This is a genomic window from Halocatena pleomorpha (assembly GCF_003862495.1).
GTDB classification, from domain to species: Archaea; Halobacteriota; Halobacteria; order Halobacteriales; family Haloarculaceae; genus Halocatena; species Halocatena pleomorpha.
In genome coordinates this window covers 172,893-185,133 of the sequence record NZ_RRCH01000014.1, presented here as the reverse complement: position 1 = coordinate 185,133, position 12,241 = coordinate 172,893, and the positions used below count along the sequence as shown (strand labels likewise).

Annotated in this window: 12 protein-coding genes; 4 read left to right on the top strand and 8 right to left on the bottom strand. The window is 54.4% G+C overall.

The window, feature by feature from the left end:
- Positions 1 to 210 precede the first annotated feature (210 nt).
- The 4 genes from EIK79_RS07330 to EIK79_RS07315 form a co-directional block, all read right to left on the bottom strand.
- Positions 211 to 1,206: a TatD family hydrolase gene (locus EIK79_RS07330; RefSeq protein WP_124954467.1), complete on the bottom strand. Its 996-nt coding sequence runs from the start codon at positions 1,204 to 1,206 to the stop codon at positions 211 to 213.
- A 56-nt stretch (positions 1,207 to 1,262) separates the two neighbouring features.
- Positions 1,263 to 2,210 (bottom strand): VOC family protein, encoded by a 948-nt coding sequence (locus EIK79_RS07325; protein ID WP_124954466.1) that lies wholly within the window; start codon positions 2,208 to 2,210, stop codon positions 1,263 to 1,265.
- A gap of 304 nt (positions 2,211 to 2,514) precedes the next feature.
- Positions 2,515 to 3,111: a TetR/AcrR family transcriptional regulator gene (locus EIK79_RS07320; RefSeq protein ID WP_124954465.1), complete on the bottom strand. Its 597-nt coding sequence runs from the start codon at positions 3,109 to 3,111 to the stop codon at positions 2,515 to 2,517.
- Between the two features lie 392 nt (positions 3,112 to 3,503).
- A complete protein-coding gene (locus EIK79_RS07315) occupies positions 3,504 to 4,283 on the bottom strand; it encodes a DsbA family protein (RefSeq protein WP_185715544.1) in 780 nt (259 codons plus the stop codon).
- Positions 4,284 to 4,491: 208 nt separating this feature from the next.
- Between EIK79_RS07315 and EIK79_RS07310 the strand changes: the two genes are divergently transcribed.
- Positions 4,492 to 4,971, top strand: coding sequence for a GNAT family N-acetyltransferase (locus tag EIK79_RS07310; protein WP_124954463.1), 480 nt, complete (start codon positions 4,492 to 4,494; stop codon positions 4,969 to 4,971).
- A gap of 10 nt (positions 4,972 to 4,981) precedes the next feature.
- On the opposite strand, the gene EIK79_RS07305 is transcribed toward EIK79_RS07310, so the two are convergent.
- Positions 4,982 to 6,190 carry a carboxylate--amine ligase gene (locus EIK79_RS07305; RefSeq protein WP_124954462.1) on the bottom strand — a complete coding sequence of 403 codons (1,209 nt, stop codon included), beginning with the start codon at positions 6,188 to 6,190 and terminating at the stop codon, positions 4,982 to 4,984.
- A 416-nt stretch (positions 6,191 to 6,606) separates the two neighbouring features.
- Between EIK79_RS07305 and EIK79_RS07300 the strand changes: the two genes are divergently transcribed.
- Together EIK79_RS07300 and EIK79_RS07295 are read left to right on the top strand one after the other, a co-directional pair.
- Positions 6,607 to 6,807, top strand: a complete 201-nt coding sequence (locus EIK79_RS07300) for a hypothetical protein (RefSeq protein WP_124954461.1) — start codon at positions 6,607 to 6,609, stop codon at positions 6,805 to 6,807.
- 459 nt (positions 6,808 to 7,266) lie between these two features.
- Positions 7,267 to 9,282, top strand: coding sequence for an endo-1,4-beta-xylanase (locus tag EIK79_RS07295; RefSeq protein WP_124954460.1), 2,016 nt, complete (start codon positions 7,267 to 7,269; stop codon positions 9,280 to 9,282).
- 486 nt (positions 9,283 to 9,768) lie between these two features.
- Here EIK79_RS07295 and EIK79_RS07290 read toward each other — a convergent pair whose 3' ends face one another.
- The 3 genes from EIK79_RS07290 to EIK79_RS07280 form a co-directional block, all read right to left on the bottom strand.
- Positions 9,769 to 9,966 (bottom strand): heavy-metal-associated domain-containing protein, encoded by a 198-nt coding sequence (locus EIK79_RS07290; RefSeq protein WP_124954459.1) that lies wholly within the window; start codon positions 9,964 to 9,966, stop codon positions 9,769 to 9,771.
- A gap of 97 nt (positions 9,967 to 10,063) precedes the next feature.
- A complete protein-coding gene (locus EIK79_RS07285; RefSeq protein WP_124954458.1) occupies positions 10,064 to 10,741 on the bottom strand; it encodes a PsbP-related protein in 678 nt (225 codons plus the stop codon).
- Positions 10,742 to 10,840: 99 nt separating this feature from the next.
- Positions 10,841 to 11,638, bottom strand: a complete 798-nt coding sequence (locus tag EIK79_RS07280) for a ZIP family metal transporter (protein WP_124954457.1) — start codon at positions 11,636 to 11,638, stop codon at positions 10,841 to 10,843.
- Between the two features lie 396 nt (positions 11,639 to 12,034).
- Here EIK79_RS07280 and EIK79_RS18020 point away from each other — a divergent pair, with 396 nt between their 5' ends.
- Complete coding sequence (locus EIK79_RS18020; RefSeq protein WP_185715543.1) at positions 12,035 to 12,211, top strand: hypothetical protein; 177 nt, start codon at positions 12,035 to 12,037, stop codon at positions 12,209 to 12,211.
- Positions 12,212 to 12,241: the final 30 nt, after the last annotated feature.

The following is a 12,241-nucleotide window of genomic DNA, read 5'->3' as shown; positions in this document are numbered from 1 at the left end:
GGGACTGTCGTATCTGCGAATGATTTCGATCATGGTTTTCGTGGAACGTTATACAGTTCATCCCCTCACAATATGGGATTTCAATGGCTAATTTTCTGAATGAAAGGGTAAATAAGATGGGCCGATTCTCAAATCCTGGGAATCAGCCACACGGAGCCGTTGTCGATTCATCAAGTAGCGCGGCGTCGGCGCGAGGGCCACACCGAGCGATCAGTCGGTGCGTAAAACGTCCCGTGGATTCTCATAAACGACTTGTCTGATCGTATCGACATCGATCCCGAGTCGATAGAGTTCGAAGATGGTCCGCTTGAACGCGAACACGTCGCTCCGGAGGATCCCCGCGCTGTCGGTCTCTACTAGAACGCGATCCGGGCCGTATTTCTCGATGACTGCGGCGACATCCTGTGGTGTCACGCCGAGTAGCCACGGATAGCTCACCGTGAAACTCAGATAACAGTCCGTGCTCTCCATCACGTACGAGGCCGCTTCCTGATCGGCGTGTGAAAGAACAAGGCGATCATCTGGGAGCCCTGCTTCGTCTTTACATTCGATGTCGAGTTCGATCGCGGCTCGGCGCTCGTCCGCCGCGTCGATGACAGACGGCTGTTGCTGTTCCATGTCGAGTTCGTATCCGGGAATCATCCCCCGCTCGCGGAAGGGGATTTCAACGTCACTGAGATCCGGCGGCGTGTGGGCGATCGCTGGGATGTCGTTGTCGTCGGCGATCTCCATCTGCCGCCGCGTCACGTGCTTTTGATCGTCAAGCGGCCACTGCGCCACGTGCTGTTCGGCAGTGATCCCGATCTCTCCGACAGCAGCAACGTCGTCGAGTGTGCAGTAGGCTGGCAGCCGCTCCAACAGGACTTCATACTCATCGACCCGCGCACCGGTGTGAATCCCAATTCCGAGTTTCGCGTCAAAGACGTGGGCCTGTTTGATCTGGCCGAGGCGATTGAGCGCGTCGTCCCAGAGGTACTGGACATCCTGTGGCTTGACCGGCTTGTACGGCGTCCAGTAGTAGGCGGCTGCCATCATTACCATCGATTCGCAGCCGCTCAACGCGAATTTCTCGCGGTCGTTCCACGAAAGGGTGTGAGCATGGTTGTGAACATCGATCCACGGGATGTTCGTCAGCTCTGTCGGAAACGTCGTCGTTGCTCCTTGTTCAGCGTCGATCGGTCGGTTCGTCGGATAGTGGGTGTCCATCGTGCTTGAGTCCGCTTTCTGTGCTATTCAATCACCGATTCGATCTCCGAATCCTATTAGTCGAGCGTGAGATCCGGAAGCTGTTCGTCAATGTACTCGACATCGACATCGAGCCAGTCTGGAACACGGAGGTGTTCACCGAGCTCGTCGATGTTCTCGTCGAGCGTCATACCCGGCCCGGTCGTTGCGAACTCGAAGACCGCTCCGCCGGGTTCCGTGAAGTACATCGACCAGAAGTAATCGCGGTCCTTCCGTGAGGTCGTAATCAGACCGGCGTCCCTGAACCGGTCACTCCACTCTTTCTGTTCTTCTTTCTCGCCAGCGTCAAACGCGACGTGGAGGAACGTCCCGGTTCCCGTGACCCCTTGAGAGGCGTTCGGTCGGATCAGAACGTCGATGAAGTCGGCTCCCGTCCGAGCACCGGGGGCTTCGAAGCGGACCCGATCACCCGTCTGGGGATAGTCCTGTCGGCCGACCCGTTCCCACCCCATCGTCTTCAGTGCGCGGAACGTCCCGGCGGGATCGTTCGAGTGGATAGTCGCGCTATGAAGCCCTTGCACACCGTGTTCGGGGGGTACATCACTACCGTCCCACGGATCGATCTCTGATTCTCCTGTTACGAGTTCGAACGGCGTCCCGTCGGGATCGGTGAACTCGATCGCAGTTTCATTGAACCGTTCGGTCGTTACGTACTCGACACCGTGTTCATCGAATCGAGCTTCCCAGTAACTGACAGACCCTTCGGGGATGATGAGACCGCACCCGCTGATCTGGCCTTTGCCGACCTCGCCGTCGGGCATATCTCGGATCGGAAAGAACGTGACAATCGAACCTGCGGTACCGACCTCGTCCCCATAGTAGAGGTGATAAATCTCCTCGGGAACGTCGAATCGAACTGTCCGTTTGATAAATCGCATCCCGAGAACGTTCTGAAAGAAGTCGAGATTCTCTTGGGGATTGCTAGCGAACGCGGTTATGTGGTGTAGTCCGTTGATTTCTCCCATGGTGTCACCACTGTTGACCAGATGGACAATGTATAAAAAACTATGGACAAATTTTCGTCCCTTCCGGAACGGATCGAAATCGGCGCCACTCGGCCTATCGGTGGCGAATCTGACGACTGTAGCGGTTGAGCACTGTCACTCCTTGCTCTCAGCAGGCGTAGATCGTTCTTCCTCACGCCACCCGTGGTTGCCAGCCGTCACCTGATCGGCCCACGAGATTTTTCAGAAACTACTTCTTTTTACCATCTGGTCAACAGGGTGCTGTTCCACACCGGGAGGATGCACTGTTTAGAGTGTCAGTGTCTCAGTTCGAGGATTTCATCGAGGTGACGACGAATTCAGGATTCACGAGCGATGCGAGGACGAACGTATCGATGGCACGCCGTGCCTGTTCGGGTGCGTCATCCTGCCCAAGCGAAATCTTTCGCTCTCGGGCAACGTGGATGATGTCGGTGATGAGCTGAGCTATCTCGTCGGCGTTCACGGTACGGAACATCTCCTCTTCGATTCCGCGCTCGATCACCTGTGTGATGCTCCCCCGAATCCGTTCGTAGTGTCTGTTGAATATCTCTTGATGGCGCTCGTCGTGTTGTGCTTGGGAGAACAGTTCGTGATAAACACGCATCCGTTCCCAGTGACCGAATCCGTCGTCGAACTCGGGACCGAAGAGACACTGGTCGATCCGACGGTCGAGTTCCGACCACGGATCAGTTTCTTCAGTCACGTCGACGCTCCCCTCGTACTGTTCGACGATGTACTCCAAGAACGCGGAGATGAGATCGTGTTTGCTGTCGTAATGGTAGTGGATGAGTGACCGACTCACGTCTAGTTCTTCACCGATATCGCGCATCCGGAGCTCCGAGTAACCGTGTTCGCTGAGCGCCCGGAACGTGGCTTCCATAATCGCTGTACGAGTTTCCGCAGAAGAATCCGAACCCGAGGCAGTCATATCCAACAGATCGGTTGCGCGCCTGTTATACTAGCGGATGACGCTACACGGAACACGACATCGATTCAGCTCTTCAGCTACAACTAATTGTACATTTCGAAAGACCGATAACTCGGGTGATCCCCGCTAATGCGGATCTCCGGTCCACCTGTGGAGCGTCGGCCGTCCTACAGACAGCGATGATATATCTCAGAATCCGAACTCAAATCTGAGTTGTACGACCATGAACGCTACAGCGGCCCGTTACTCTCAGCCGGACGTAGGAACTGACAATGGTGTGGTGACAATCTTGTATCACTTTATGACTGTGTCACACACATCATTTTATATGGGAGATGGGTCTATTACCCTTGCATTCCACTGATCTTAGCTTTGAACGTCTCGTATGGTTGTGTACCGATGATCTTCGACGATTGTTCCGATTCTCGGTTGAAAAGAATGAATCCCGGTGTTGCAGGTATCTTCGATTTGGAGGGGATCTCTTCTTCGATCTTTTGTTTGATCTGGTCGCCCTGTGAATCGACACACGATTTGACGGGTGCGGGATCTATTCCGACGTTTTCCGTGATCTGGAGGAGGTTTTCTTGATCGGCCCAGCCACTCCCCGGCTTCTTTTGCTTCTCGTACATAGTGCGGTACCACTCCCAAAACTTGTTCGGATTGGTATCAGAGACCTGCTTCCACACACACGTGGTTAAAATAGCGGCCGGCCACGAGTTCTCTGTCTTGTACGGTAATTCGAGCGCAACGACACGGAGGGTTCCGTTTGCCACTTCGTTTTTGAGGATCTGGGGGAAGATCTTCTTCACGAACTCACTACAGTACTCGCAGTTCAGTTCACTCCAGTAATACATATCGACGGGGGCATCCTCTTTCCCGAACACCGGCTTCCCGTCGAGTGCAATGCCGTATGCAGTCGTTCCTGACGCAGTGTGGAGGTAGGGAAACGAACGACCAGAGCTATCCGTCGAAGTGGGCTGGGGCGTCGTCGTTTCCGTCGATGTGGATGGTTGGTTATTGGCGTTCGTTGGGCCTTCAGTACATCCTGCCATCCCGCCAGCGAGCGCAAGCGCTCCACTCCGGAGAAGTGCCCGTCGTGTTCGGCTTCCTAGCTTCTGATCCATTGTAACGTTCCTGTTGATAGATGCTACTGCTTCGTACATATGGTTGTACCGATTCTTCACTGCGTTCATTCCTTTTTGATGTCGGAATCGGTTGCGGATATAGCGTGGACGAACACGCCACATTACCTGTTCAATCACGATTGGTGTCCAATCCCGCGTTCAAAAATGAACATAACGTATAACTCTCATAGATGATCAATTAATAGGTATGGTAGAGATTCGCCCTGCACAGGCCGACGATGCACCGGAGATGGCCCGGATACAAGTCGCTGCAATCCGACGCCACGCCGGTGACTACTATTCCGACGAGCAGATGCAACATCTAGCACCGTCCGATCATGGATCAGAGAACATCAGTCATGCAGTTTTTGATGATAATAGTTACTATTCTGTCATAGCGAAGAATGATGATACGACGGTCGGATTCTCCGTTGTTCATTTGAATGAACGGTACCTTTCTGGCATCTTCGTCGATCCAAACCACGCTGGAAACGGGGTTGGAACGGACCTTCTCAGACATGTCGAAAATCACTGCTGTAGAGAGAACATACAATTACTCGAAACGTACGCAGCAATGAACGCCGTCGGGTTCTATGAATCGTGTGGATTTGAAGTAAAAGAGGAGATCGACGCGAACGAAGCCGGGAGTCCAGACATACCAGCAATTAGAATGCAAAAGAAAATGTAGCGGTAGTACACTACGTCAGGTGAAGCATTTTCAAAAGCTGTCCAGTACCGAGTTCAACTGCTTGGAGGAGGGCGATACCGGTGGGCCGTGGATCGTCGACCGACACGAACGTATGCTTCGGTCCGACGAATGCCCGGCAGAACGGTCCAACCGCACGGAGATCACCGTCTGCGAGATGGTGGTGGAGCCAGTTGAGGTCTCCATACAGCAAGCGCCGTTGGACGACATCCGTCCGATAGCTCCCGACCGCCCTCGGCCGATCGCCACGCAGCAGCCGATAGTGGAGCCACGGGAAGTCGACCCCGCTGTTTATCGCAAGCGGGAGCGATCCCCAGTACCGACCATTTATCTCAATGAGCTGAAACTCTCCGTCGGGACGCTTCATGAACTCGACCTGCGCTGGACCTGTCCACTCCAGTCGCTCGATCAGCGTCCGAGCAGACTCAAACATCCGCTGGTTTCGGACACCATCGAGAAGCGTCGAGTTCCCACCACTCGGTGGATCGGTCCGCAGTCGTCGCTCTTGGAAGTGCGCGAGAATCTCACCTTCGTCAGCCAAAACGACCGTTGTCTGGGTTTCCCCTGGGACGTATTCCTGAACCAGGGGTGGGTACTCCTCAAACACGTCGTTCGATGTGCGAATCATTTCGTAGGTCGATGAGAGTTCATCCGGCGAGCGGACGTAATAGGAATCGTTGACGCGGCTCAATTCGTGTTCTCCGTTCTCAGTCCACATGCTCTTGCTCCGTGATTTGATCACCGCCGGATACGACAACTCGTTTCGGATCCGATCGAGATCGGTCTGTGACTCTGGGGTGAAGGTCCCAGGGGCCGGAACATTGAGCTCTGCGGCGAGTTCGAACGTGTTCGCCTTGTCATACACGAGTGAGAGTGTTTCCCAGTCCTCGGCAGCAACGACCGTTCCTGTTCGTTCGATCTCGTCTTTATGACGGGATAAAAGCGTCGTCGTCTTCCCCGTGACCGGAACGACCGCGAAATAGTCGTTGTCAACTAAATGCGCCCGGAGGTGGTCGAGAAAGGCATAACAGTCGTCAGCTGGATCCGGGTGGATGTACGTGTCCGTCGCGTACCTTGATACCGGTCCGAGGGCGAACCGCCGCTCCGTTCCAGCGGTAACGCGGACGCCGTGTCTGCCAAGCGACCGAACGATGCTAAGGGCCGCCTGCCCATTACTGTCGAGGACGAGCACTTCATTCATGACTGGTTCCCCCGGTTATCCCGGACTGCCCGCGATCACTCACCGAGGATCGTTCAGCGAACCCCGATACGACCCCTCGCCAGTAACACAACGTGTACTACGACACCGGGACGCAACATTGTAATTTAGAGATTAATTCCGATAGTACATCAAGTGTCGAATAGAGGAACCGCCTTTGGGTAAGGACTCGTTTGGTGATTCTTCACCACCGATGATCTGGGTCTTTTGGACGGAAATGGTGACTGGAAACTGTTCGACTCCGCGAATACGACACGTGTGGGAATGAACGGCGGTCCGTTTCACAGATGTATGATATCGCTCTGAATCTCCCCATGACGGTGATGTCAAACTGTCCGCTGATAGTCCACAGGTAACATACTGTCGAACGGACTACCCTGTCGACCTGTCTCGTTGCTGTGAGCACGACACCTCGCCGGACCTCTCCCACCGGCACCGCTCTTGTTCCAGTAGCGTTAGCCTACCTTGCTCATCCTGATCCCCCGCTGCTTGCTCACGGACGGCCTCGTCTCGATGTCGGCTTGACTCCGTACAACGAGTCCCGTGATCAGATCGACAGATCCGTCGGAGTGATCTCCAGTACTGTCTGTCCAGTGTGACATTACAGTTGTACTGATGTAAAAGATACCGTTATAGACGACTAAGAACGACGCGGTAGTACGACTTCACCGGTGTCAACCGCGATATCCATCGCCATGACACCGACATCGTTCCCACTCCGCCGAGATGGTATACGTTTGCCGTGTATTTTCCACTAACGTTTTCCATATGGAAGAATATACACAAACGAGCAATACCATACTATCTACTTCATAAATTGAGTAATTTTAATAAAAATAGAATATAACTGAAGAGAAAGTTAAAATCTGTCCTTACTATCGATAGAAGCAGAATTCGACGGATATCACCATGAGTGATACACGATCGATCCGCAATCGATCGGCACGCCTTGATATGTGCGCCAGAAATAGCTACATCTATTTGGTGGTGAAATTCAGTGTTAACACAACTTTTATAGTATTAGACAGATATCAGTTGAACGCAGGTGGTATGTTAGCATGACAAGCGAGCATGAGCGATCGAGTCTGACAGGTGCATCGAACGAGCGATCAGGGAGTCGCCTCAACCGCCGTGAGTACATGCGTGTGCTCGGGGGACTCGGTGTTCTCGGCGCGTTAGGTGGTCTCGGTGCCCGTCCAGCGACGGCCCAGCCGGCGGATACCTCCAAGACGATCGACGAACGGATCCAAGAGCATCGTACGGGAACCGTAGAAATCGTCGTCGAGAACGCCGACGGCTCGCCCGTCGCGGACGCCGACGTTTCCATAACCCAACAGACCCACGCCTTCAACTTCGGTACCGCCGTCAACGCCAATACACTGATCAACAACTCCAGCGCCGGTGACAACTACCGTACTTACATCCCGGAACTGTTTAACACGACAGTGTTAGAAAATCGTCACAAATGGCGGTTCTGGGAGAACGAACAGCAGCTTGCTGACCAAGCCACTCAGTGGCTTCTCGATCAGGGGTTGGATGTGCGCGGGCACGTCTGCGTCTGGGGCCGGGACGGTGTGAGTGCTATTCCTGACGATGTCCAAACGGCCATTGACAACGAGGACGCCCAAACCATCCGAGACCGATCGATGCAGCACATCGAGGACATCATCACTCACTACGGCGAGGATATTACCGAATGGGAGATTGTCAACGAAGTGATGCACACCTATCAGCTTCAGTTAGGTGTTTACGGCGATCAGATCAACACCGACGAACCGTGGACTGGCGATGTCGTCCCGTGGACGTCCCAACTGCTGGCCGACTGGTATGACCACGCCGCGTCAGTCATCAGCACAAACGGGTTAGATGTCGGCATTGGCGTCAACGACTTCAATCAGTTCCCGTATGCGTACACTGACAGTCGTTATGAGACCGAGATCGACCACATCAACAACAATGCTGTCCAACTAGATACGGTTGGTTTGCAGGCTCACGTGGCCGCCCGCACTGGGAGTTTCAACTCCAATTCCAATCCGGATGGACGGATCAGTGCCAGCCAGGTCGTCAGCGAGATCAACAAGTGGGCCGACCACGGCGCTCGGGTGAAGATCACCGAGTTCGACACCTACAACGGCGACGATTGGAACAGCGACCAAGAACGGGCGGACATGTTGGACAACTATCTCCGGGGAGCGTTCAGTCATCCGGGTGTCGATAGCTTCATCATGTGGGGCTTTTGGGACGCCCGTCACTGGGAGAATGAAGCCCCGCTGTTCTACGATGATTGGTCGCAGAAACCGGCATACGATGTCTGGACTGGTCTGGTGTTTGATGAGTGGTGGACCGATGAAACCGCCACAACCGACGGCAGTGGCACCTACACTACATCGGCGTTCCTCGGTGAGTACGAGATCGCTGCCGAAACCGACAGCGATAGAGCGACAACAACCACGGTGGTGACTGACGCTGCGGGTACGACAACCGTGACGATCACCGTTGACGGCAGTGGTGGTGGGAGTGACGACACGACGGCTCCGAGTACACCCACGAACCTGTCAATAAATTCGACAACGAACTCTTCGGTGACTGTCGCCTGGGATGCCGCCTCGGACACCGGTGGCTCCGGACTGGACCACTACGTGGTGTCTGTCGATGGGAGCCAAGACCAGACCGTCGCGGCGGGGATGACCCAGACGACGGTATCGGGCTTGTCCGCAGGGAGCACTTACGAAATCGGCGTTCAGGCAGTCGATGGCGCGGGTAACGAGTCGACAACGACTACCGTTACGGCAACAACTACGGACGATGACGGGTCGGGGACCGTACTCGCGGAGTTGAATCCGAGCACGACGACGGCGTCGGTGGGCGAACGGATCACGTTCCAAGTAACGGACACGTCTGGAAGTGGACAGTGGATCACGTCGTTAAATTGGACGTTCGGTGACGGCACTACCGCCACTGGGTGGTGGAACGCCCACGCGTATGACGCTCCCGGCAACTACACCGTCGCGTTGACAGCGACCGACAACGAAGGGGACACCACGACGCACGAACTCACGATTACCATCTCCTAATCAGTCGGTATCTATCTCCTGATTTTCTACCGTTTAGATGGGAGATATTAACAATCATGAAATAACGGTGCCGAATTCGGGATCCGATCCTACTCAAGCCGATCACCGACGTAGACATGAGTTCTTGTCGTCCGGAGTGGAACGTCGGCCCGAACCGACTTGATCCGGACTGACGCATCAATCTGTCTTCCGGTATTATCGGAATCGAGAACGAGATTCCGTAGAGCGCGTCCGATATATTTTATTCTGAAAATAACAACAATATATTTGATTACTTCTATTCAAACGAACTTGGTGTCGTTGAGAAACGACCCCGGGTAGCGACCCATACGAGTTACAACTATAGCAATATTTTGTTATTTCGGGTTGATCACATCAAATATTCCGTTCTGTTACTCGTTACGGTTATCGGCGTGGACGGATCACCTTGGTGGGGCTGGCATCAGTCCCCGTGGATATTCTGCCACGAACACGTGGCTCTCTCCACTACGCGTTGGCGGTGTACCCCACGTCTTCGATCGCCTGAACAAGAACAGTCGTGTCGACGGTTCCTTCAACGGTGACGGTCTCCGTTTCGTGCTTCGCGTTAGCCGACACGACATCGGTGACATCACAAAGCGCTTTCTCCACGGTCTGTTCACAGTGTTCGCAACTCATCCCTTCGACATCGATGGTCGTCGTCATACGGACGACGCTACAAGTGCCTGTTTCATATTGGTTCGGACTCCACTGCGATGCGTCGGCTCACTAAGTAGTTGAAGACGCGGCGGGTAACCGGTCGTCACTGAATAGTTAGTGAAGTGACAATTTCCGTCATCGCCCGCGTAAGGGACGGGGTGACTGCCCGTTCAGGAACGAAAACCCCCGCCGCGTACACCGTATCAGCAACGTGGGCGATGATGAACGTTCCTCGTAGTACCATACCGGTTCCTGACCGTTGCAATCGCGTTTTGACCAGCGTGGCGGGCGTGCCGTTCGGTAATGTCGTCTCTCGCTGACCCAGCCGAGTAACCTTATCAATGGAGTACCTGCGTTTGGCCTGCTGGATGGCAATCCCGATGATCGTCTCACGAGGAATGAAGCTTGCGACGCCGTCTTTCACTCGAACGAGCATTCGGGCCGGACTGTCGGGATCTCTGATCCGAACGGTCTTTGGGTCGTTCGTTGTAAGCCGCCAGTCAGCGGGATAGTTGATACTGTAGGAGTACGTATTGTTCGTATACGTTGCAAGGTTCCCCGTGTCGATGAGTGCTCCCTGAGATGGTGACCCGGTCGACGATGAGTTGTTCTGCGTTGCTGTCTGGGAATTCGTCGACCGATTCGTTCCGTTCGCTGTCGGCGTCTCTCCGCCTGAATCAGTAGACGGAGTTCCTCCGCCGTCGCTGTCGAACGTTTTCAAACAGCCAGGTCCGAGAGCAAACCCCGCGGCGAGTCCGGATAAGACTTGCCGTCGCTTCATACTGTAAGATTCGTGGCGAAGTATATGAAACGTGTGATTTAGTATTAATAACAGTTGATGAAGGCTCAATGATGGTAGCTATGCAGTCACATTCCGCGATCAAACGAACGCGAGCGGTAGCATCAACAGGACACCCGCGGTCATTCCGCCGATCAGTTCTTTCTTTCCCCCGTGTGGCAGTTCCGCTCCGATGCTAAGAGCTTCAGGAACGAACTCGGTGAGCACGAGATAGATCATCGCTCCTGCGGCAAATCCGAATCCGAACGAAAGGAAGTCCCGAGCGATCCGGACGAAAACGAACGCGATAACGGCTCCGATCGGTTGTGGAAGACTTGAGAAGATCGCCCACCAGACCGCCTTCCAGTTGGAAACCCCCATCGATGTCAGAGGGATCGAGATCGCGGTGCCCTCCGGAACGTTATGAATCGAGATTGCGATCGTCATGAAGACAGCCAGTAGCGGAACGGAGACGCCGATAATTTGTACACCGTTCCCGAACCCGAGATCAGCAAACGAGACGCCAACAGCGATGCCTTCGGGAAAGCTGTGGACGGTCAGGACTCCGAGAATGAGCACGAGTTTTTTGAAATCCGCCTCCTCGTAGTTGCGGGGATCGATCTCAGCGTCGATGAGAACATCGTGAGCAGTAACAACGAGCAGAACGCCGACGGCCATCCCGATGGCGAGATCCAACGGCGTTCCGTTCGCCAATCCCTCATCAATGAGTCCGAACACCGACGCTGAAATCATGATTCCCGATGAAAACCCCCACAGAGCGACGTTTCGACGCTCGCTGATCGCGTCGAAGAAGAAAAACGGGACTGCACCGAGACCGGTTGCGAGGGCCGTGGTGAATCCGGCAACGAACACGAACACGAGATTTTCGAACAGTCCCATCCGAATGGTACTCTTCAAGCCATCCGTATAAATCGCTTGTAACCCCGAATGATCTGCCTTCACCGAACGGAGTCGCCACCATCCGCCGTAGCGGCGATTGATTCAATGACTATCGACCGGTGTGAAACGGATTCTCAGCCGACACGAACGGTTCTTTCGTCGCTTCACGGATCAGATGGTGGTCGCACACCTCATTCCAAATCGGCCACACACCTCATTATCAGTCGCTGGTGTCCTGAGCTGGTCCAGAACACAGCCGGCGGCCATCGCGCCCTCGTTGGCGATATCAGTTGTCCGTGTGACTGACAACGAACGATGAAATCTACTCAACCGATATTTGTCGTAGACCGGACGGAATGAGCAGGCATATGGCTACAGCCAGAGAACAGACGCGTGATGGTCATCGACAAACCGACGCTTCAAACCGCAAGCGGCGTCGTTGCGGTCTACGGATTGACGGTGATCGCCACCGTTGCCCGGGGGTTGCGGGACGACCGAACACGACCGATACCAACGCCGGGTGTGGAATACGTCCCCACGACTCCCCGAGAGAAGGATATCGAACTGAGTTGAACGCACCGTTCGATTCTCGAACAATTCCGC